This is a genomic window from Halioglobus japonicus, assembly GCF_001983995.1.
GTDB classification, from domain to species: Bacteria; Pseudomonadota; Gammaproteobacteria; order Pseudomonadales; family Halieaceae; genus Halioglobus; species Halioglobus japonicus.
In genome coordinates this window covers 2,980,830-3,003,196 of sequence record NZ_CP019450.1, presented here as the reverse complement: position 1 = coordinate 3,003,196, position 22,367 = coordinate 2,980,830, and the positions used below count along the sequence as shown (strand labels likewise).

Annotated in this window: 20 protein-coding genes; 17 read left to right on the top strand and 3 right to left on the bottom strand. The window is 57.7% G+C overall.

Going from position 1 to position 22,367, the window contains the following annotated elements:
- The first annotated feature begins 32 nt into the window (after window positions 1-32).
- Genes BST95_RS19775 through BST95_RS14080 form a run of 5 tightly spaced genes read left to right on the top strand, consistent with a single transcriptional unit; the run spans window position 33 to window position 4,417 of the window.
- The gene (locus BST95_RS19775) at window positions 33-923 is read left to right on the top strand and encodes an NAD(P)-dependent oxidoreductase (protein WP_169843955.1); all 891 of its coding nucleotides are present in this window, start codon (window positions 33-35) and stop codon (window positions 921-923) included.
- 1 nt (window position 924) lies between these two features.
- Window positions 925-2,388, top strand: a complete 1,464-nt coding sequence (locus tag BST95_RS14095) for an aldehyde dehydrogenase family protein (RefSeq protein ID WP_084201181.1) — start codon at window positions 925-927, stop codon at window positions 2,386-2,388.
- Complete coding sequence (locus BST95_RS14090; RefSeq protein ID WP_084200231.1) at window positions 2,385-3,161, top strand: SDR family oxidoreductase; 777 nt, start codon at window positions 2,385-2,387, stop codon at window positions 3,159-3,161. Before BST95_RS14095 ends, BST95_RS14090 begins: the two co-directional genes overlap by 4 nt.
- Window positions 3,162-3,171: 10 nt before the next feature.
- Window positions 3,172-3,993, top strand: coding sequence for an SDR family oxidoreductase (locus BST95_RS14085; protein WP_169843954.1), 822 nt, complete (start codon window positions 3,172-3,174; stop codon window positions 3,991-3,993).
- A 7-nt stretch (window positions 3,994-4,000) separates the two neighbouring features.
- Complete coding sequence (locus tag BST95_RS14080; protein WP_084201180.1) at window positions 4,001-4,417, top strand: nuclear transport factor 2 family protein; 417 nt, start codon at window positions 4,001-4,003, stop codon at window positions 4,415-4,417.
- On the opposite strand, the gene BST95_RS14075 is transcribed toward BST95_RS14080, so the two are convergent.
- A complete protein-coding gene (locus BST95_RS14075; RefSeq protein WP_205737278.1) occupies window positions 4,414-5,316 on the bottom strand; it encodes a DMT family transporter in 903 nt (300 codons plus the stop codon). The two genes, BST95_RS14080 and BST95_RS14075, sit on opposite strands and share 4 nt — an antisense overlap.
- Window positions 5,317-5,323: 7 nt before the next feature.
- Entirely contained in the window at window positions 5,324-6,199 is an 876-nt protein-coding gene (locus BST95_RS14070) for a LysR family transcriptional regulator (RefSeq protein ID WP_084200229.1), read from the bottom strand.
- A gap of 117 nt (window positions 6,200-6,316) precedes the next feature.
- Between BST95_RS14070 and BST95_RS14065 the strand changes: the two genes are divergently transcribed.
- The 12 genes from BST95_RS14065 (at window position 6,317) to BST95_RS14015 (ending at window position 21,015) form a co-directional block, all read left to right on the top strand.
- A complete protein-coding gene (locus BST95_RS14065) occupies window positions 6,317-7,423 on the top strand; it encodes an S-(hydroxymethyl)glutathione dehydrogenase/class III alcohol dehydrogenase (protein ID WP_084200228.1) in 1,107 nt (368 codons plus the stop codon).
- Window positions 7,423-8,256: an S-formylglutathione hydrolase gene (gene fghA, locus BST95_RS14060; RefSeq protein ID WP_084200227.1), complete on the top strand. Its 834-nt coding sequence runs from the start codon at window positions 7,423-7,425 to the stop codon at window positions 8,254-8,256. The genes BST95_RS14065 and fghA overlap by 1 nt, the downstream gene beginning before the upstream one ends.
- A gap of 37 nt (window positions 8,257-8,293) precedes the next feature.
- A complete protein-coding gene (locus BST95_RS14055; RefSeq protein WP_229801576.1) occupies window positions 8,294-8,764 on the top strand; it encodes a formate dehydrogenase subunit gamma in 471 nt (156 codons plus the stop codon).
- A complete protein-coding gene (locus BST95_RS14050; protein WP_084200225.1) occupies window positions 8,761-10,299 on the top strand; it encodes an NADH-ubiquinone oxidoreductase-F iron-sulfur binding region domain-containing protein in 1,539 nt (512 codons plus the stop codon). The genes BST95_RS14055 and BST95_RS14050 overlap by 4 nt, the downstream gene beginning before the upstream one ends.
- A 1-nt stretch (window position 10,300) precedes the next feature.
- Window positions 10,301-11,143 (top strand): 2Fe-2S iron-sulfur cluster-binding protein, encoded by an 843-nt coding sequence (locus BST95_RS20640; RefSeq protein ID WP_240500202.1) that lies wholly within the window; start codon window positions 10,301-10,303, stop codon window positions 11,141-11,143.
- Window positions 11,104-13,149 (top strand): formate dehydrogenase subunit alpha, encoded by a 2,046-nt coding sequence (fdhF, locus tag BST95_RS14045; protein WP_240500302.1) that lies wholly within the window; start codon window positions 11,104-11,106, stop codon window positions 13,147-13,149. Before BST95_RS20640 ends, fdhF begins: the two co-directional genes overlap by 40 nt.
- Window positions 13,142-13,939 (top strand): formate dehydrogenase accessory sulfurtransferase FdhD, encoded by a 798-nt coding sequence (gene fdhD, locus BST95_RS14040; RefSeq protein ID WP_084200224.1) that lies wholly within the window; start codon window positions 13,142-13,144, stop codon window positions 13,937-13,939. Before fdhF ends, fdhD begins: the two co-directional genes overlap by 8 nt.
- On the top strand, window positions 13,936-14,169 hold the full coding sequence (locus BST95_RS14035) for a formate dehydrogenase subunit delta (protein WP_084200223.1): 234 nt from the start codon (window positions 13,936-13,938) through the stop codon (window positions 14,167-14,169). The genes fdhD and BST95_RS14035 overlap by 4 nt, the downstream gene beginning before the upstream one ends.
- A 5-nt stretch (window positions 14,170-14,174) precedes the next feature.
- Window positions 14,175-14,885 (top strand): SIMPL domain-containing protein, encoded by a 711-nt coding sequence (locus BST95_RS14030; RefSeq protein ID WP_084200222.1) that lies wholly within the window; start codon window positions 14,175-14,177, stop codon window positions 14,883-14,885.
- Between the two features lie 278 nt (window positions 14,886-15,163).
- Entirely contained in the window at window positions 15,164-17,569 is a 2,406-nt protein-coding gene (locus tag BST95_RS14025) for a TonB-dependent receptor plug domain-containing protein (RefSeq protein ID WP_084200221.1), read from the top strand.
- 152 nt (window positions 17,570-17,721) lie between these two features.
- Window positions 17,722-18,246 (top strand): winged helix-turn-helix transcriptional regulator, encoded by a 525-nt coding sequence (locus BST95_RS14020; RefSeq protein ID WP_084200220.1) that lies wholly within the window; start codon window positions 17,722-17,724, stop codon window positions 18,244-18,246.
- A 195-nt stretch (window positions 18,247-18,441) separates the two neighbouring features.
- Window positions 18,442-21,015 (top strand): TonB-dependent receptor plug domain-containing protein, encoded by a 2,574-nt coding sequence (locus BST95_RS14015; protein ID WP_084200219.1) that lies wholly within the window; start codon window positions 18,442-18,444, stop codon window positions 21,013-21,015.
- Window positions 21,016-21,069: 54 nt separating this feature from the next.
- Here the strand turns inward: BST95_RS14015 and BST95_RS14010 are convergent, their stop codons facing one another.
- Entirely contained in the window at window positions 21,070-22,344 is a 1,275-nt protein-coding gene (locus BST95_RS14010; protein ID WP_084200218.1) for an O-acetylhomoserine aminocarboxypropyltransferase/cysteine synthase family protein, read from the bottom strand.
- Window positions 22,345-22,367 lie beyond the last annotated feature (23 nt).

Here is a 22,367-nt window from a genome sequence, read left to right as displayed (position 1 = left end):
GCGGAAACATTTTCCCAACAAGCGGAATCAGCATGAGTCTGCAGACACACGTCGGCTACATCGGCCTGGGTAATATCGGCAAGCCGGTGGCTACGCGCTTGATTAGCGATGCCTATTCAGTGCATGTATTTGATGTTGATCAGCAGGCCGTGCAGTCGCTGGTCGAGCAGGGTGCCACAGCCTGTGAGTCACTCGCCGAGCTGGCGTCGCAGTGTGAACATATCGGAGTCTGTGTGCGCGACGACGCACAGGTAGAGAGCTTGCTCTATGGTGATGCTGGTCTTTTGAGTAATGCGGGGGCCAATACGGTTATCGCCATTCACAGTACTGTGACCCAGGAGCGACTGCTCAAGTGGTCAGATGACGCGTGGTCGTGCGGTATCTTTTTGATTGACGCGCCGATGACCGGCGGCGCTCATCGCGCGGAGGCAGGCACGTTGTGCTACATGGTTGGTGGGGATGATGCCATTCTCGATCGCAGCCATCCGATCCTGATGCGTTCCGCAGAAAAAGTGGTTCACGCCGGTGGCGTCGGCGCGGGCATTGCGTTGAAACTCTGTAACAACTTCATTCAGTACACTGAATTCGTCGCTATGGCTGAGGCTACACGGCTGGCAGAGGCCTGCGGACTGTCGGTGGATGTGTTGCGTGATGTTGGTTTGTCCAATGGCGTGGTCAACGAGCAAATGCATATGTTTGTCAGCGCTAGAAACAGTCTGGCCGCATCCGCCAGCGATGAGGATATGCAGCAAATCTTTGGAGCGATGGGCGCTCTGGGGAGCAAGGATCTCGAGTGTGCTATCGCGACGGCGGCCGCACACAGCGTCACGCTGCCCACGGCCGAATATGTGCGCGATCGTATTGAAGATGTTTTTCTGGCCCGTGATGCCTCGCGGCCGGCTCAGGCGGGGGATTGCAGCTGATATGAATGCCGAGGCACGATTGCTCATTGACGGCGAGCTTGTCGAAGCGACGGGCGGTGCCACTTATCCGAATCTCAACCCCGCGACGGAAGAAGTGTTGGGGCAGGTGGCAGATGCCGCTCCCCAGGACATGGAGCAGGCCATTGCTGCAGCGCGGCGAGCATTCGATACGTCTGACTGGTCAACCAACCACGCTTTCAGACACGAGTGTTTGCAGCAACTCAAGGCGGCGCTGGTGTCGTCAATGGATGTGCTTAAGCAGCAAATTGCGGCTGAAACTGGCGCACCACTGGGTATCTGTGGCCAGTCGGGGCCACAATGTGAACTGCCAATTGCGTTTATTGACTACACATTGGCGTCCTTGCCTGACTACCCCTGGAGCCGGGATCTTGGTGTGAACGAGATCATGGGAGGCAAAAACAAGCGTCTGGTGGAGAAGGAGGCTATCGGCGTAGTTGCCGCTATATCCCCATGGAATGTGCCGCTACAAATTAACCTCGCCAAGTGCATACCCGCGTTGGCTGCTGGTTGCACCGTGGTTCTGAAAGCTGCGCCGGATACACCCTGGTCAGCGACGATGCTGGGGCGCATCGTCGCCGAGCAAACGGATATTCCCGCCGGGGTGTTTAACGTTATTACCGCACAGGATCCGGCTGAATTAGGAGATATGCTAGTCGCGGACCCACGAGTAGATATGGTGTCCTTTACCGGTTCGACGGCAGTTGGAAAGCGCATTATGGCGCGTGCTTCGGATACCGTTAAAAAGGTGTTTCTTGAGCTGGGAGGCAAGTCCGCCAATATCATTCTCGATGATGCCGATTTTGATACCAGTCTGCTTAGCGCGTTGGCGGTCTGTTTTCACGCAGGGCAGGGCTGTGCACTTAATACGCGCCTGCTGGTGCCCGGGCACAGGCAGCAACAGGTTGAAGAGCGTTTGCAAACTTACTTCGGGTTTATCAGCTACGGTGACCCCTCTTCGGAAAGTGAGATTATGGGACCGCTGATCAACGAGCGGCAGCGGCAGCGCGTGTTGAGCTATATCGAAAGCGGCAGACAGGAAGGTGCTCGGGTACTGCTGGGAGGCGGTATCCCTCCGACATTGAAGAAAGGCTATTACGTTGAGCCCACGGTGTTTGTGGATGTCACCAACGATATGGTCATAGCCCGGGAAGAAATTTTCGGCCCGGTATTGTGCGTCATCGCTTATGACGATGAAGAGGATGCAATCCGCATCGCCAATGATTCCGAGTTCGGCCTCTCCGGCAGCGTCTGGTCTGGAAACGAAGAGCGTGCACTGGCAGTAGCCCGCCGGATTCGCACCGGAACGATTAATGTCAACGGCGGAAATTTCTACGGTCCCGACGCGCCGTTCGGCGGATACAAACAAAGCGGCATAGGCCGCGAGATGGGGCGTGAAGGTTTCGAGGAATATCTGGAAACAAAGACAATAGCGATAGCAGTATGAGCAATGCACTAGAAAATAAGGTTTATATCGTCACCGGGGGTTCTCAGGGTTTTGGTCTTGCGATAGCAGAGAGTCTGGTGGCGCAGGGTGCCCGGGTTGGTCTTGTATCGCGCAGCCAGCAGGGGCTGGATGCGGCAGTCAGCGAGCTCGGTGCCGAGCGGGCTATCGGCGTTTCGGCTGACGTTAGCAGCCCGGGTGCGGTGCGCGCTGCGTTTGCCGACATCAAACAGCATTTCGGGCGTCTCGATGGTCTGGTCAACAACGCGGGGCTCGCAAGGCCCAATGCTGTCGAGCATCTGGTTGAAAAAGAAGTGGTGATGCAGGTGCACACCAACTTCCTCGGTGTTGTTTTCTCCAGTCAAGCGGCCATTCCCCTGTTGCGAGGGGGCGAGGCGCCACGTATCGTGAATATTTCTTCCGCGTCTGCCCATCACTACGACGAAATGTGCCATCTATCAGTCTATGCCGCGACCAAGGCAGCGGTGGAGCGTTTCAGTCGTGATCTGCGGACAGAGCTTCAGGCTGATGGCATCGGTGTCACCTGTATTCGACCTGGTGCCGCCGCCACAAATTTTGCCCAGGGTTGGAATGTCGATGCCATTGTGGCCGGTCTAGAGGCCTGGTCGCATGTAGGTACCTACATGGACGTGGGTATGGAGGCAGGGCAAGTCGGCGATGCTGTCGCTTATGCGTTGGCGTTACCAGGTGGTGTGGCTGTGGACTTGTTGGAGATCCGGCCTAACATCCCCACACCCAAAAATCCGCAGACCTAAGGGGGCAGGGATGTCAGCGTTACTGGGATATCAGGGCAAGCGCATCGTCATTACCGGCGCAGCTTCGGGAATGGGGCAGGCCGCGGCGCACATGCTCTCCGAACTCGGCGCAGAGGTTTACGCACTGGACATAGCGCCAGTGACGACGTCGGTTCACTCAGCGCTCATGATGGATATGCAAGACGCTGCAAGCATCGAAGCAGGCCTGCAGCAGCTTCCCGACAGGGTGGATGCGCTGTTCAATTGCGCAGGTGTCCCCAGTCCACCATTTTCAGCAGAAGAAACAGTGCTGATTAATTTTTGTGGCATGCGCTACCTGACAGAGAAGTTGTTGCCGCGCATGACCGAGGGCGGCGCGATTGCCTCTATTGCTTCAACCGCCGGGATGGGGTGGAGAAATCAGTTGGACAGCGTCAAAGCGTTTCTGGCCCTCGAACCAGACTTCGAGTCGGCGCGAGCATGGATGGTAGCCAACCCCAAAGTGTGTGCAGATGGCTACGGTTTTTCCAAGCAGTGCATGATCGTGTATACGATGCAGCGGGCGGCTGTGTTGGCGGGTAGGGGGATAAGAATCAATGCGATATCGCCGTCGCCAACGGCCAGTGGTTTCATGGACAAGCTCACGGGGGAAGGCCAGATGCCGACAGAGGCCATCGATTTGTTCCTGCCCGCTAATGGACGATATGCCTCAGGGGCAGAGATGGCTCAGCCACTGGTGTGGCTAAACAGTGCTATGGCGGAGTTTGTCAGCGGCGTAAACCTGCCTGTCGACTTCGGCTATTGTGCCGAAGTGTTTACAGGCACCCGGGATAATTTACTGAACATTAGCTGAGGTGACGGTGACTACCATTGAACGTAACAAGCAACGCACGCTGGAATTCTTCGATGCCATGCATCGGGGTGATGGTGAGGCGATTGCCAATGCCTATTGTGATGAAGGTCGGGTTGTCACGATGGGACAAACCCTGATTTCGGGATCGCGCGGAAAGGAGGAAATTCGCCAGTTCGCGTCCGGGGCGTTGGATGCTTTTCCCGAGGGATTGGCCTTTAATATTCTTGGTATGATTGCCGAGGGTGATCGGGTGGCCGTTGAGGCGGTGTCTGACGGCATGCACGTGTCCGGTCAGCAATACAGCAATGCCTACCACTTTCTGCTGACATGGCGCGACGATGGCCTGCTCGAGTTGAAGGAGTACATGGATACCGAGCTGGTGACGGACATCCTGTGCGGCGGCCAACGCCCTGGCGCTATCTAGACCGCGGTACTCTCCACATGTTCAGCGTCATTGGGTCTTAACCGCGCCGCGATCAGGCAGCCGGCGACGATAAGCGTCGTGCCCGATATCGTTACCAGCGTTAGCCGCTCGCCGTACATAAACCAGCCCAGCAGTGACGCCCAGATAAACGCCGTGTACTCCACCGGAATTAGCGCTTTCGCCTCGGCCCGGGCGTATGCCCAGGAGAGACACATCAGCGAAGCGACGCCCAGCGCTGCAGTGAGCGTTAGTACAGGCCATTGATGCAATTGCGGAACTACGGCCAGGAACGGTGCGAATAGCAGGTAAATGCACGTCACTGTCCCGTTCTGGAACAGGGAGATCTCCACCGGGTTGGCAATAAGCGCCTGCTGGCGTTGCAGAATCAGGTTGTAAGCGTAGAGCGTGGCGGACAATAGAATTGCTGCAACACCTTTGGCCGCTTCCGGACTGTAGTCACCGCTGAGTTTGCCCTGGATGATGACAATGGCCCCGGCCAGTCCCAATAAGGAGGCGATGATTGTCTGGCGGTTAATGGTTTCCCCAAGCAGTAATGCGGCTAGGTACAAGGCGATCAATGGCGCAATAAACGACAGCGCAATGGCTTCGGCGAGGGGGATAAACACGAGCCCCCAGAAAAACAGGTAAGCCATCACGGAGGTAATCAGCCCCCGCCAGAGATGAATCCGCAGCGCAGCCCGGCCCGGCAACGAGCAGCGTTTGAGAGAGAACAGTAAGAGCGCCAGGCAGGCGGCAATGCCTGTCCGCCAGAGCAGGGCGTTGTACACACCCATCTCGATGGACAGTCCTTTCATGAGCGCGTCCATGCCAGCAAACGTAGCCATTCCCAGCATGGCGGCTGAGATCGGCAGGGCAGGATTGACGCCGGCGACGGTCACGGTTCATTCAATCCAGGTGGTCTGCCAGAAAGCTCACAAACAAACGCACCTTGGCCGACAGGTGACGATTGTGCGGATACACAGCCCACACTCCGGTGTCGGTAGGGGTGCAGTGATCGAGCACACTGAGTAGCGTGCCTGCGGCGATGTCCTGATCCACATAAAACGACGGCAGTTGCACCAAGCCCATGCCGGCGAGAGCGGCGTGCCGCAGCGCCCGGCCATTGTTGCTGCGCCAGTTGCCGGCAACGCGCAGATCGATGTGGCGGTTGTTGTCCCGGAAGCGCCAGGTATCGAGTGTGCCCAGCAGGCAATTGTGATTAGTGAGCGCGTCGACGCTGGAGGGTTCACCATAGCGTTCGAGGTAGGCCGGTGCTGCGCAGGTGGTCAATCGACGCGAACTGATGCGGCGTGCAATGAGCGAAGAATCCTTCAGAGTACCGGCCCTGATTGCAATGTCGTAGCCCTCCGAGATCAGGTCGATCAGACGATTGCTGAAATCCAACTCCACAGTGAGGTCAGGATACTGGGCCATGAACGCGATGGCCGCAGGGGCGATAAAGTCTTCGCCGAAAGCGCCAGCGACGGTAACCCGTAAGATGCCGCGGGGTTTGGCCTGCTGGTCCTGTACCGCGCGCTCCGCCTCATCGAGGTTGCCGACGATATCCTGGCACTGCAAATAGAATGCCTGGCCCACCTCGGTGGTCGACACCTTACGGGTGGTGCGCAGCAGTAACTGGGCCCCCAGGCGGTTCTCGAGGGCGCTCACCTGGCGACTCACATGCGAGCGGGAGACGCCAAGATCCTCGGCTGCGCGGCTAAAGCTCTGAAAGCGCACAACGCGCTCAAAGGCTTCTATACTTTCCCAGCGATGGCCTGACAACGTGAATGTCCTGATTGTTTCTGTATGGCAACAGTCAGGTGCAAGATAGGCTATTTATCTTACTAACTGCAACTATTTTAATAACGTCATCAAATCAAGCAATCGAGGGTCGATAAGATGAAAACACGTGCTGCAGTCGCTTTTGGTGCAGGCCAACCGCTGGAAATCTGTGAGGTAGACCTGGAGGGGCCCCGGGCGGGCGAGGTGCTGGTGGAGATCAAGGCCACCGGCGTCTGTCACACGGATGCGTTCACCCTGTCGGGTGATGATCCGGAGGGCGCATTCCCCGCTATCCTCGGCCACGAAGGCGCCGGTGTTGTAGTTGATGTCGGCCCAGGTGTTACGTCGGTAAAGCCGGGAGATCATGTCATTCCTCTGTACACGCCGGAGTGCCGCACGTGTAATTTTTGTCTGCACCCCAAAACCAATCTGTGCCAGTCCATTCGTGAAACACAGGGCCAGGGTGTTATGCCGGACGGCTCAAGCCGTTTCTCCCTGGATGGTAAACCGATTCTGCACTACATGGGTTGCTCGACTTTTTCCAACTACACCGTACTGCCCGAAATAGCGGTGGCCAAGGTCCGCGAAGACGCTCCCTTCGACAAGATCTGTTATATCGGCTGTGGTGTAACCACCGGTATCGGCGCCGTCGCCTTCACTATGAAAGTGGAACCAGGCGCGACGGTGGCCGTATTCGGCCTCGGCGGTATTGGTCTGAATGTCATTCAGGGCGCGAAGATGGTCGGTGCCGGTCGTATTATTGGGATCGATCTCAATCCTTCCAAAGTAGAGCTGGCGACAAAGTTTGGTATGACGGACTTTATCAATCCCAGTGAGGTAGACGATGTGGTAGGCCACATTGTGGAGATCACCGGTGGCGGCGTGGATTACAGCTTTGAGTGTATTGGCAATGTCGATGTCATGCGTCAGGCGCTGGAGTGCTGTCACAAGGGCTGGGGCGAAAGTTGCATTGTCGGCGTTGCCGGCGCTGGCAAGGAAATCTCCACGCGTCCGTTCCAACTGGTGACAGGGCGTTCCTGGAAAGGCACTGCGTTTGGCGGTGCTCGTGGGCGTACCGACGTGCCAAAAATTGTCGACTGGTACATGGAGGGCAGAATCAATATTGATGATCTGATTACCCACACCATGCCATTGGACGATATCAACAAAGCTTTTGACCTGATGCACTCCGGTGAAAGCATCCGCTCGGTGGTGGAGTACTGATGGAGCAGATTGCAGAGAACCGCTGTTTCGGTGGGCGTCAGCTCCGTTACCGGCACCCGTCGGGAACGCTTGGCTGTGAGATGGTGTTCGCCGTCTACCTGCCGCCGCAGGCAGAGGCGGGGCCTGTGCCGGTGTTGTACTGGCTTTCTGGTCTGACCTGTACCGACGAGAATTTCGTGACCAAGGCGGGCGCACAGCGTTACGCCGCGGAGCACGGCATTGCCATCGTGGCGCCTGATACCAGCCCTCGTGGTGAGGGCGTTGCGGATGATCCCGACGGTGCTTATGACTTCGGATTAGGTGCCGGTTTCTATGTCAACGCAACCCAGGCACCCTACGCAGCGCACTACCGTATGTACGACTACGTGGTCGACGAGTTGCCGGCGCTGGTGGAGGCCGCGCTGCCTCTGGATTCCGGGCGAAGGGCGATTTCCGGGCATTCCATGGGCGGTCACGGCGCGCTGACTATTGCCCTTAAAAACCCTGGGCGCTATCAGTCGGTGTCTGCGTTCTCACCCATTTGCTCGCCGCTCAATTGCCCCTGGGGTGAGAAAGCGCTGTCGGGATATCTCGGCGATGATCGCTCTACCTGGCGCGATTACGACGCGACGGATCTGGTTGGCAGGGCCCAGGAGCAATTACCTGTTCTGGTCGACCAGGGTGAGGCGGATGATTTCCTGGTAGAGCAACTGAAACCGGAGCTGCTGGTCACCGCGAGCGAAGCGGCGGGCTACCCGATCACGATTCGCATGCAGCCCGGCTATGACCACAGTTACTATTTTATCGCCAGTTTTATCGGCGAACACCTGGCCTTTCACGCGGCAAACCTCTGAGTAGCGCGTCGCTCACATCATGTCGGGAGGAGAGCATTTGCAAGACCAAGTACTGCTGGACCAGATTTTGACGTGCCATCGCAACGAGCCTGGCGGTTTGCTTCCTGTGCTGCGTGATCTGCAAGACGGATTGGGCTTTGTTCCCGAAGAAAGTTATTCGGCGATTGCCGAGGCGCTCAATATATCTGTTGCGGAAGTCCACGGTGTGGTGAGTTTCTACCATGACTTCCGCACAGAGCCTGCGGGGGCGTGTGTCATCCAGGTCTGTCAGGCAGAGTCCTGCCAGGCCTGCGGCTCTCGAGAGCTGACCGCGCATGCGGAACGGCGTCTGGGTGTCGCCCTGGGCGAGACGCGCGCTGACGGTGCTGTCACGCTGGAGCCGGTGTATTGCCTGGGTAATTGTGCCTGCTCACCGGCGATTGCCATCGATCAGCAAAGCCATGCGCTCGTCGACAAGGCGCGCTTCGACGCTCTGACGACACAGTGGGCGCAGGAGAGCGACACGTGACGCGACGATATTTCCTACCGGCCGATACCACCGCTGGTGCTCTCGGCGCGGACGCGCTTGCAGAGCAGTTACAAGGTGCATTGCACGAAGGCGAGACGGTCGTTCGCAATGGCTCCCGAGGCGCGTTCTGGTTGGAGCCACTGCTCGAAGTAGAGGAGGGCGGCGAACGCATTGCGTTTGGTCCGCTGGACGGGCGCCAACTCGGAGAGTTACTGGCGACCGACTATACCCAGTGGCGCGAGCACGAAAGCTGTTTGGGGTCAGTGGCGCAATTACCCTGGTTCAAGGCCCAAACGCGACTCACCTTTAAGCGTGCTGGTATCGACGACCCGTTGTGCCTGGATGGCTACCTTGCGCAGCAGGGCTTTGAAGGGCTGGAGCACGCCCTGCATCTGGCGCCTGAAGACATTGTTGAAGAAGTTCTGCGCTCCGGTCTGCGCGGTCGCGGCGGAGCCGCCTTTCCAGCCGGTATTAAGTGGCGCACCGTTGCCGAGGCCAGTGCAGAGCAGAAGTACATCGTGTGTAACGCCGATGAAGGTGACTCCGGTACCTTTGCGGACCGTCTACTCATGGAAGCCGACCCGTATCAGTTGATCGAAGGAATGGCGATAGCAGGGCTGGCGGTGGGCGCCACGCGCGGCTACATCTACCTGCGGTCTGAGTACCCGCGGACCTGGGAAGTCCTGCACAGAGCGATTGGCAAGGCGGAGGCTGCCGGCTACCTCGGGGATAATATAGGCAATAGCAATCGCGCGTTTCATCTTGAGCTGCGCATTGGGGCGGGCGCCTACATCTGTGGCGAAGAGACGGCCATGCTTGAAAGCCTGGAAGGCAAGCGAGGCATGGTCAGAGCGAAACCACCGCTGCCGGCACTGGAGGGACTGTTTGGCCAGCCCACCGTGGTGAATAATGTACTGACGCTGGCGGCCGTATCGACGGTGCTCGCAGACGGCGCCGAAGCTTATGCCGCGCTGGGCATGGAACGCTCCAAGGGTACCCTGTGTTTGCAACTGGCGGGTAATATCAAGCGCGGTGGTTTGCTCGAGGTCCCTTTCGGAATGAGTGTGCGCGAAGTGGTGGAACAACTGGGCGGGGGAACCCGCAGCGGAAGACCCATTAAAGCCATTCAGGCGGGTGGGCCCCTCGGCGCGTACCTGCCGGAGTCAGCCTGGGATACTCCTCTGGACTACGAGGCGTTTGCAGGAATAGGCGGCATGCTGGGTCACGGCGGTCTGGTGGTGTTTGACGATACCGCGGACATGGCTGCACAGGCGCGATTTGCGATGGCATTCTGCGCTGAGGAAAGCTGTGGCAAGTGCACGCCCTGTCGGGTTGGCTCAACCCGTGGGGTTGAGGTGATCGACAAAATCATTGCGCGCGAAGATCCGGCGGCCAACATGACGTTGCTGGAGGATCTCTGCGATACCATGGAACATGCCTCACTGTGCGCCATGGGCGGGCTGACACCGCACCCGGTGCGCAGTGCCATGACCTATTTCCCCGAGGATTTCTGTAAGGATGTCGGCGAGGTGTGACATGCTGAAATATTACGAACCCCAGAAAGATTTTGGTACACCGCCAGCCAGTAGCGATGCACAGGTGTCGCTCACTATCGACGGTGTTGCCATCAAGGTGCCAGAAGGTACCTCTGTGATGCGCGCCGCCGCGCTGGCCGGTATCAAGGTGCCGAAACTGTGTGCCACAGACAGCGTCGATGCATTCGGATCCTGTCGCGTGTGCATGGTGGAAATCGATGGGCGGCGCGGCTACCCGGCTTCTTGCACAACGCCGGCGGAGGAGGGCATGTCGGTCAGCACCCAGACACCGAAGCTGGCAAATCTGCGGCGCAATGTTATGGAGCTGTATATCTCCGATCACCCACTGGATTGTCTGACCTGCCCTACTAATGGCGACTGCGAACTGCAGGACACCGCCGGTGAGCTTGGCCTGCGTGAAGTGCGCTACGGCTTCGAGGGTGAAAATCACCTGTCCGCCGAAAAGGACGAGAGCAATCCCTACTTCACCTTCGACCCCAGCAAATGCATTGTGTGTTCGCGCTGTGTGCGCGCCTGTGAGGAAGTTCAGGGCACGTTTGCGCTGACGATCGAAGGGCGCGGATTTGATTCCAAAGTCAGTGCCGGCGGGGCCGATTTTATCGGGTCTGACTGCGTCTCCTGCGGCGCCTGTGTAGACGCCTGTCCCACCGCGACGCTGACTGAGAACAGTATTATCGAACAGGGCATACCTGAGCACAGCGTGGTGACGACCTGCGCCTATTGCGGTGTGGGTTGTTCACTGCGCGCAGAGGTTAAAGGCAATACCGTGGTGCGCATGACACCCTGGAAAGACGGGCCGCCAACGAGGGCCACGCCTGTGTAAAGGGTCGCTTTGCCTGGGGCTATGCCACCCATGGTGATCGTATTACCTCGCCGATGATACGCGACAGCATCGACGATGCCTGGCGCGAAGTGTCCTGGGATGAGGCGGTCAATTTTGCGGCCAGTCGTTTCCGCGACATCCAGCAACGCCACGGGCGCAATGCGATTGGCGCCATTACCTCCAGCCGCTGCACCAACGAAGAAGTGTATCTGGTACAGAAGCTGGTGCGAGCGGGCTTCGGCAACAACAATGTCGATACCTGTGCCAGGGTCTGCCACTCGCCCACCGGCTATGGACTGAAAACTACGCTGGGTGAATCAGCCGGCACCCAGACTTTTGCCTCCGTGGCCAAGGCCGATGTGATTATGGTCATGGGCTCCAATCCCACCGAGGCTCATCCTGTGTTCGGTTCTCGCTTGAAGAAACGCCTGCGCGAGGGCGCTAAACTCATTGTTATTGATCCACGCAGTATTGAGTTGGTGGCTACGCCACATATTCGTGCCGATTATCATTTGCCGGTAAATCCCGGTTGCAATGTTGCGGTGCTCAACGCCATGGCGCATGTCATCGCCACCGAGGCGCTCTACGATGCTGACTATGTAGAGGCACGCTGTGACAGTGCTGCCTTTGCACAGTGGTTCGAGTTTATCTGCAGCGATGAACATTCTCCTGAAGCGCTCGCCGAGACCACGGGCGTGGAAGCACAAACATTGCGGGCTGCGGCCCGTCTGTATGCCAATGCTGGCAACGGTGCGATTTACTACGGGCTCGGCGTGACCGAACACAGCCAGGGATCGACGGCCGTGATGGGGATTGCCAATCTTGCGATGCTCACCGGCAATCTCGGTCGCGAGGGCGTGGGCGTCAATCCCATGCGTGGTCAGAACAACGTGCAAGGCTCCTGCGATATGGGCTCGTTTCCGCACGAATTGCCCGGCTATCGGCACCTCTCAGATGCTGCAACCCGCAGCCTGTTCGAGGAGGCCTGGCAGGTTGAACTGGACCCCAATCCGGGTATGCGCATACCCAATATGTTTGACGCAGCGGTCGATGGCGAGTTTCGCGGCCTCTATTGCCAGGGCGAGGATGTCGCGCAGTCTGATCCCAATACACATCATATCGAGGCGGCCTTGCGCGGCCTGGAGTGCCTGGTGGTACAGGACATTTTTCTCAACGAAACCGCCAAGTATGCCCATGTTTTCTTGCCCGGTGCCTCCTTCCTGGAAAAAGACGGTACGTTCATTAATGCCGAGCGGCGTATCTCACCGGTACGCAAAGTCATGCCGCCGCTGTCCGGCAAAGCAGACTGGGAGGCCACCATGGCGTTCGCCAATGCACTGGGTTACCCCATGGACTATGCACACCCCTCGGAGATAATGGATGAGATCGCCGCGCTCACCCCGACCTTCAACGGCGTGAGTTATGCCAAGCTCGACCAACTTGGCAGTATTCAGTGGCCCTGCAACGAGGAAGCACCTGAGGGCACGCCTACGATGCATGTCGACAGCTTTGTCCGCGGCGAGGGTTACTTTGCTATCACTGAATTTGTCCCAACCGATGAGCGCGCCAATCGTCGCTTTCCGTTGCTGCTTACCACGGGGCGCATTCTCAGCCAGTACAACGTGGGTGCGCAGACGCGCCGTACGGCCAATACCGTTTGGCACGATGAGGATATCCTGGAGATTCATCCCCACGATGCGCAGGAGCGGGGAATTGGCGACGGCGACTGGCTGGGCATCCAAAGCCGGGCCGGCGACACGGTGCTGCGTGCGCGACTGTCAGAGAGTGTGAAGCCCGGCGTCGTGTATACGACGTTTCACCATCCGTTCTCTGGTGCCAATGTGGTGACCACCGACAATTCCGACTGGGCGACCAATTGCCCCGAGTACAAGGTGACAGCTGTACAGGTTACCAAGGTGACAGCGCCCTCAGCCTGGCAGGCACGGCAGCGCGCTTTTGGCGAGCGCCAGCAGGCCTTACTCGCAAAAGCGCGGGTCGATGCCTGAGCGCATCGAGAAAGTCGGTCGCTATCAGTGGCGCGATGGCAGCGGCGATTACGACACCGATGAGGTCGTGGTAGAGCTGCCTGTGGCGCTAAGCTACAACGGTATTTCCCATGCGGTCATGATGACGACGCCGACGGACCTCGCAGACTTCGCTCTAGGGTTCAGTGTATCCGAGGGTATTTTGTCGGGCCCGCAGCAATTATTGGGGCTGGATATTGTCGAGCGCGAGCAGGGGTTGGAAATAGCCATGGAGATTACTGCAGGCGCGTTTGCAGGTCTCAAGGATAAACGCCGAACACTGGCGGGCCGCAGCGGTTGTGGTCTGTGCGGAAAGGAGTCACTGGAGGCCCTGAGTTTTACACCGGCGCCTCTACCTTCCACGCTGACGATAGCGCACCAGGCCTTGCAATTAGCACAGCAGACGCTGCAGCGCGAACAACCCCTGAAAGCGGTCACCGGCGGTGTGCATGGCGCTGCATGGTGTGATCCCGACGGCAGTATCGTCCTGGTGCGCGAGGATGTTGGGCGTCACAACGCATTGGACAAACTCCTCGGCGCTCTATGCCGATCCGATCGCGGGCAGGGCTTTGTGGTTGTAACCAGCCGCGCAAGCTACGAAATGGTCATCAAGGCAGCGGCCTGTGGCGTCGAGCTGTTGGCCGCGGTTTCCGCGCCCACCGCACTGGCCGTGGAGCAAGCCCGGGCTGCCGGCATGAGTCTGGTGGGCTATTTGCAGCAGGGCAGGCACGCGGTTTATACCGGGGACCATCGAGTGGAGGACAAAAAATGACCACGGCGGGACAAACCGCGCATCTGGTGAAAATGGCCAATCAGATTGCACTGAACTTTGGCGAGCGCAGGGACTCCAAGCTCGCAGCGCAACGCACGGTGCAACATCTGGAGAAATTCTGGACACCGGCCATGCGTGAACAATTGTCAGCGTACGCCACGTCCGACGGTGAAGCATTGTCGTCGGACCTGGTGCAGGCGCTGGCAGAAACGCCCAACACACTCAGGTAGTCTTTATGTCACGACTGTTACAAATCCTCGCTGTCTGCGGCCTTGTGCTGCTGTTTAACGCCTCCCAGGTAAAGGCCGAGGTCACCGCTGCTATTCACGCCACAGGCCAGGCCGAAGCCAGGCTCGCGCCGGATATGGCTACACTGGAGCTCAGTGTCGCTCGCGAGGCAAAAACGGCGCGCGAGGCACTGGATGCCAACTCAGCGGCGATGGGGCGGGTGATTGCTGCCATGCGCGACCAGGGTGTGGCCGACGGTGATTTGCAAACCAGTAACTTCAGTATTCAACCCCGCTATGTATACCCGAGCAATCGCAGTGAAAAGCCGCCCCAGTTGGTCGGCTACCGAGTGCGGAATTCGCTGACCGTGGTTGTGCGCGATCTGGACCAGCTGGGTGCACTGCTGGATAAGTCGGTCAGCCTTGGTGTGAATGAGGGCGGCAATGTCAGCTTTGGCAACACGGATCCTTCTGCGGCCATCGATAAGGCCCGGGCTGCTGCGGTTAAAGACGCATTGCGAAGAGCAGGCACTATGGCTGAAGCGGCGGGGGTGAAGCTGGGCGATATTCTCTCCCTGAGTGAGCAATCCGGTATGTCTCATCCACGCCCGATACCCATGGCGAGAATGGCTGCCGCGGAAGCGGATTCAGTACCCATGGTGGCCGGCGAAAACAGCTACCAGGTCACTGTGCAACTTTCGATCGCCATCGATCAGTAACGCTGGCGCCCGCGGCTCAGCGGGCGTTTCCCCGCGCTTGTCCCAGTGCGGGGGCTCATCCCAAACATCGTTCCCCGGGGTCGTACAATGCTCGTGTGGCTGCGCATTTTTGGTCGTCTGTATTGTTAAATATTCACACTGGTGCTGTCCGCTCTGACCATGGCCGCATGTTATGGTGTGATCGCGCAGTAACCGGCTCTTCGGTTCGTCTCATGCCGGGTATCGCCCAAAAAAAGCTACAAGAAAGTACAAGAACGAAACGTTAGGGAGACTCCACCATGCATTTCAAGAATGCGCCTTTGTACGCAGCTGTCGCTGCAGCGGTTGTCACGATGACACAATCAAACCTGGCTCTTGCCCAGGACAATTCACAGATGGAACTGGAAGAGGTCGTTGTTACAGGTTCTCGTAATCTCAAACCGCGGACTGTCTCCGATTCCCCAGTGCCGGTGGATGTGCTCAATAGCGAGGAATTCAACAGCCTCGGTAACACCGCTGATATCACTGATAACCTGAAGGCACTCGTGCCGTCGTACACCGCGACACCCGCAACCGGTGACGGCAGCGCGTTCATCCGTCCGACCTCGCTGCGTGGCATGGCTCCGGACCAGACTCTGGTGCTGGTGAATGGCAAGCGTCGTCACCGCGCCTCACTGCTGCAGTTCTTCGCCCCCGCCGCCGGTAACGGTGCACACGGTGTCGACATCGGCATGATTCCCAGCATTGGCCTGAAGAGCGTTGAAGTTCTGCGCGATGGTGCTGCGGCCCAGTACGGTTCAGACGCGATTGCCGGTGTGATGAACTTCCGCATGAAAGATGCCAGCGAAGGCGGTACTGTCATGGTTCAGTACGGCGAGTTCTTCGAGGGCGAGCAGAGCACCAAGGTAGGCGCCAACTTCGGTTTCGCTGTTGGCGATCGCGGTTTCGTTAACCTGACCGGTGAATTCTACGAGAACGACGGTCTGTCCCGCGGTGACCAGCGCCCGGATGCACAGGCGCTGATTGATGCTGGCGCACAGGGCGTGGGTTCCGATGCAGTGTTCGGTGATGCGCCGTTCACGCAGTCATGGGGCCGCCCGGAAAGCGACGGCTACCGTTTGTTCTTTAACTCCGGTTTTGGTGTGGGCGACGAGGGTGAAATCTACGCCTTTGGTAACTACGCCGAGACAGAAGGCCGCTACCGTTTCTTCTACCGCAGCCCGACCCACGGCACCATGGAGCAGTTCCGGGATGAATTCGGCTACGATGGTCCGCTGAACCAAACCGGTTACACGCCGTATCTCGATGGCGACCAGACTGACTACAGCCTAGTCGGTGGTTGGCGCGGTAATTTCGCCAACGACATGACTTACGATTTCAGCGTAGGTTATGGCAAGAACGAACTGGACTACTACCTGAACAACTCTACCAACCCCGACCTTGGACTCGGTTCTGATGGCGAGCCCATTCAGCGCGGCTTTGATACCGGTGACCTTGAACAGGAAGAACTCAACTTTAACGCCGATTTCGGTAAAGCTCTCACAGACAGCCTGTTCCTGGGTTTTGGTGCGGAATGGCGCGAAGAGACCTACACCATTATCGCGGGTGAGCCCAACTCCTACTTTGGACAGGGCGTGAGTGGTATGCGCGGTACTGCGCCGCAGGATGCCGGTGAATTCGATCGTGACAACTGGGCCATTTACGGTGATATCGAGCACGATATTACTGACAACTGGCTGATGCAGTATGCGTTGCGCTACGAAGACTTCTCAGACTTCGGTGATACTACCAACGGTAAGATCGCCACCCGTTATCGTTTTGCCGATGACTTCACCATCCGCGGTGCCGTTTCAACCGGCTTCCACGCACCGACGCCCGCTCAGGCTAATGTGCGCAGCACCATTACTACCTTTGATGGCACCACCGGTTTGCAGGTAGAGGAAGGTCTGGTACCGCCCACATCGCCGCAGGCACTTGCCAGTGGCGGTGCGCCGCTGACCGAGGAAAAGTCCACCAACTACTCCCTGGGCTTCACCTGGGATATTGGTGAGAACACTACCCTGACAGTGGACGGCTACTTCATCGAGGTGGATGATCGCATCTACCGTACCGGTGATATTGCCCAGCCTGACGGCACCAGCATCTCGTTCTTTACCAATGCCCTCGACGTTGAACACACCGGTCTGGACCTGGTGTTGACCAACGATCTGTACTGGGATGACAGCACCTCTACCACCTTCACCTTTGCTTACAACCACAACGAAATTGAAGTGGTTGATCAGTCACTGGTGAATGGTATTCAGCCTGTCAGCGATTCGCTGGTGGAAGATATCGAGAACAACTACCCCGAAGATCGCCTGGTGTTCACTGCCAATACCCGCTTCCTGGATAACTGGTGGTTTATGTTCCGCGCCAACTGGTGGGGTAGCCACTACGATGAGCGTGGCACCATCGACGGCGAGCCCGGCAGCCGCTCCAAGGAGATCGGCGACCTCTGGTATGTTGACCTCGAACTCGGTTGGGACATCACCGAAAACTGGAACGTTACCCTCGGCGGCTCCAATGTATTCGACGAGTACCCGGATGAAATTGGTGATGACGGCCCTTATGCAAACCGCGTAAGCGTCGGCCTGCCGTATCCGCGTCGCACTGTAACCAACTACGAAGGCGGTTCCTGGTACCTGCGCGCATCTTACAACTTCTAAGTGCGATGCAATGCGAAAAAGGCGGCTCTGGCCGCCTTTTTTGTGCCTGCAGTATATAGCCAGCCTGCTTCGAGAATCACCTGATGGGCAATATTGCGTTCCAAATCGGAATGTCTGTGCTACATTTCCTGTAACTATAGGGAGGGTAGTCCATGCGCTGGGATGACATAGATAAACAGGTTTGCTCGGTCGCACGTGCACTGTCAGTAATCGGTGAGCGGTGGACCATGCTGATTATCCGCGATGCGTTTCTCGGCACTCGTCGGTTCGACCAGTTCCAGAGTAACCTGGGCATCACCCGACACCGCTTGTCTGAGCGCCTGGGCAAACTGGTCGAAGCCGGCGTGCTGGTCAAGGTGCCTTACAGTGAACGTCCCCTGCGCCATGAATATCGCCTGACCCGCAAGGGCCTGGGGCTTTACCCGGTATTAATGAGTCTCGCCGCCTGGGGTGACGAATGGATGGATAATGGCGAGGGTGCGCCGATGGAGTATGTGCACCAGCGCTGTGGTCGGCAAACCCATGCTGTGATGACGTGCAGCGAATGTGGCGAAGCTTTGCGTCCGGAAGAAGTCATGCCCAGTGTAGGGCCAGCGCTGCAAGTGATTGCCGACGAACTCGGCGAACAGGTTAATGCCGTAGAAGAGATTCCCGCGCTGCTGCGCAAATCCATGTAGCACTTTCACCACGACCACGCTGCGATTCGTCGCAGCGCAGTCGCCACTCGTCTCAGACAAGCTCACTTGAACACTTTTTCTATGAAATAGTGTGCCTTTCTCAATCTGGCGAATTTCAGACGTCTGTCTAGAATTCGCCTGAAATTTAAAAGTACAAACACAACAATCAACACACGCTTTACGGAGCGCACCGCAATGAAGACTTTCCAAAAAACAGTGATGGCCACGGCTGTCCTCTCCGTACTACCTTCGCTTTCTGTGCCAGTTCTTGCCCAGGGCGGTGCCAACCAACTCGAAGAAGTGGTGGTTACCGGGACGCGCAAAGAAGGGCTGTCGCCGACAGAGACGCTATCTCCCATTGATCTTATCGGCGGTGAAGCACTGTCCGAGCAGGGCGCGTTTGACCTCACGGATTCACTCACCAAGATAGCTCCCTCGCTGAATACCCAGCGTTTCCCGATCGCCGACGGCACCGCTTTTATTCGCCCTGTGACGCTGCGCAACTTATCGCCAGATCACACTCTGGTGCTGGTCAACGGCACACGTCGCCATCGCTCGGCGCTGGTAAATCTGCAGCTGGCGCCACTCGGTACAGTTAATCAGGGCTCGCAGGGCGTCGATTTTGCCGCGTTCCCATCGGCTGCGATCAAGCGTGTTGAAGTGTTGCGAGACGGCGCTTCAGCACAATATGGTTCCGACGCTATCGCCGGCGTCGTCAACGTCATCCTCAAGGATGACGCCGAGGGCTTTAACGTGTCTGCCCAGTACGGCGAATATCAGGAAGGTGATGGTGAGCGCATGTCGGTGAGCGCCAATGGCGGCCTGTCACTGGGCGCCGATGGCTTTTTGAACCTGACCGCTGAGTACTCGGACACCGATACCACCAGTCGCGGTAATGCGCGCCCTGATGCGGCAGATGTAGCTGGTGTTGTTGGATCGGGTAACGTGCCCTATGACGGCCTTGGGCAGCGCTGGGGTGACCCTGAAGTTGAAGCAGTCAAACTGTTCGCCAATGGTGGCTACGCCATCAGTGACAGCGTTGAATTGGTCGGCCACGCCAGTTACATGGACAACGAAACCGTGGGCGGTTTCTTTTATCGCACACCGGTTTTACCGGGCGATGGCAATATCGCTATTCCCGCGCGTGAAACACTGCAAACCGATGCAGATGGCGACGGCCAGCCCGATTTCGCCGAGACCTCGCTGGTCGATTCCATTCTCGCCCAGGGCCTGAATCCTTCTGAGTATCTGGTGGCTGATCCTGCCAGCCCCAGCGGTTATGTCCTGCGCAACCCGAGTTACACTGAATTCCCCGGCGGTTACAGCCCGCTGTTTGGCGCTGATATCACCGACTATGAACTGGTATTTGGCGGTCGTGGTGAGCTGGACAACATGGGCTTGAGCTGGGATGTGCGCGGACGCTACGGCGAGAACGAGGTTGAGTACACGCTGGAAGGCAGTATTAACCCCAGCCTTGGCGCACTGTCACCGCTGAAGTTCAACCCGGGTACACTGACCCAGGAAGAAAGCAGCATTAATGCCGACTTCGTTAAGACCTTCGATAATTCGCCAGGCAACCTCGGTTTTGGTCTCGAGTGGCGGAATGAGACATACGTTATTGACCAGGGCGACCCCGCCTCGATAGCCGTTGGCCCCACCTTCGCTCAGTTTGGCGTTGGTTCCGACGGTTTCCAGGGTTTTTCCCCGGATTCGGCTGGCGAGTTTGAAAGTGATAGCTGGGCCGCTTATATCGATTACGAGACCGACATTACCGACCGTCTTTCCGGTGCGGTAGCGGTGCGCTACGAAGACTACGAAGAGTTTGATTCCACCACTGACTGGAAGCTGTCTGCCCGCTACGATTTCACCGACAGCTTTGCGGTTCGCGCTACCGCCAACACCGGCTTCCGCGCACCCAGCCCGGGTCAGGTGAATACCCTGAACGTGACCACCACCTCCGATAGCAGCGGTAACCTGATTCCCAGTGGTACCTACCCTGTCGATTCCCCAGTGGCCCAAGTCTTGGGATCCCAGCCTCTGGAATCCGAGGAGTCTACTAGCTATACCGTCGGCCTCGTCTGGACACCGGGTGATCGCTACAACATTACTCTGGACTACTACGATATTACGATCGAAGACCGCATAGCGCTGTCGTCTAATACCATCAGTCAGCAGAACGTCGACGATCTGCAGGCCATTGGCTATGAGAATGCTGAACTGCTGCTGGGCAGTAACGCCAACTACTTTGTTAACGGCTTCGAGTCGCAGGTTAGCGGTATCGATGTGTCCCTGACGGCCTGGTATGACGTGGGTGCGGGCGTACTGACCGCAGACCTGCGCCACAACTACAACGAAATGGAAGTCAGCGATGTTCAGTCTGCGGCGATTGGTCCAGACCGGGTATTCGACCTTGAGAACCAGGTGCCGGAGAACAGCACGGTGCTCAGCTTTGACTATGATCTGGATGCCTTCCAGACCCTGGTGCGGGTGAACTACTACGACGAATGGTCAACCACAGCCGGTTTGTTCGGCCCGGGTGATGCGTCTGACGCGGTCACCTATGACGACACCTTCCTGGTGGATATTGAGGCCAGCTACACGTTTGCAGAACACTACACGGTAACCATCGGCGGAGAGAACATCTTCGACGAGTACCCTGACAGTGAGGCCAATGACGTGCTGCAGTTCCTCGGTACAGAGTATGCGATTACCTCGCCCTATGGCTTTAATGGCGCCTTCTGGTACGCGCGGATTTCGGTGACTTTTTAAGTACGCTATAGCGAAAAAGCCCGGCACTCGCCGGGCTTTTTTTGCGAGTAGCGATCAGGCCGCAGCGGCAGCCAGGGCTTGTTCGATATCGGCAATGATATCGTCGATATGTTCGATGCCAATCGATAAGCGCACCATTTCCTCGCTGACCCCCGCGGACGCCAGTTCTTCCGGGTTGAGCTGGCGGTGCGTGGTGCTGGCCGGGTGACAGGCGAGGGACTTTGCGTCGCCAATATTGACCAGGCGCAGGATTAACTGCAGTGCGTCGATGAACTTGCCGCCAGCTTCCGTACCACCTTCAATGCCAAAGCTCAGAATGCCTGCGGCTTTGCCGCCGCAAATTTTCTTGCAGTTGTCGCGGTAGGGGCTGTTATTCAATCCGGCGTAGTTCACCCACTTCACCTGAGGGTGGCGAGACAGGTATTTAGCCACTTTCTTGGCGTTCTTGCAGTGTTGCTTCATGCGCAGGGCCAGTGTTTCCAGTCCCTGCATAATCAGGAAGGCATTGTGTGGCGACAGGCTGGCGCCAGTATTGCGCAGTGGCACCACGCGGCAGCGACCAATGTATGCGGCTTCGGCCATGGCTTCGGTATAGACGACACCGTGATAAGAAGGGTCGGGCGTGGTCATGACAGGAAAACGGCCACTGGCAGCCCAGTCAAACTTTCCTGAGTCGATGATGGCGCCGCCTATAGTTGTACCGTGGCCGCCGATATATTTTGTCAGTGAGTGCACGACGATGTCCGCGCCGTGATCAAAGGCTTTGCACAGCAGGGGCGTCGCCACCGTATTGTCGACAATCAGGGGGACACCAGAATCGTGGGCAATATCCGCCCACTGCTGTATGTCGACGATATTGCCGGCGGGATTGCCAATGGATTCACAAAACAGCGCTTTGGTGTTGTCATCGATGAGTGCGCGGACCTTGTCGAAGTCGTCTGCAGCGGCAAAGCGGGCCTCGATTCCCTGGCGCGGAAAGGTGTGTGCGAACAGGTTGTAGGTGCCGCCGTACAGCTGTGAGGTGCTGACAATGTTAGAGCCTACCTCCGCAATGGCTTCAATGGCGTAGCGTATCGCCGCCATACCCGAGCCCACACACAGCGCGCCGACACCACCCTCCAGCTCCGCAAGTCGCTGCTCCAGTACTGCATTGGTCGGATTCATGATTCTGCTGTAGATGTTACCCGGCACGGCCAGGTTAAACAGGTCGGCGCCGTGCTGCGTATTGTCGAAGGTAAAGGAGGTCGTCTGGTAAATGGGCGTGGTAGCAGCGTTGGTGGCAGGATCGCCGTCGTAACCGGCATGCAGGGCGATAGTCTCTTGTTTCATTGTCTAGGGTTCCTAATGGTTGT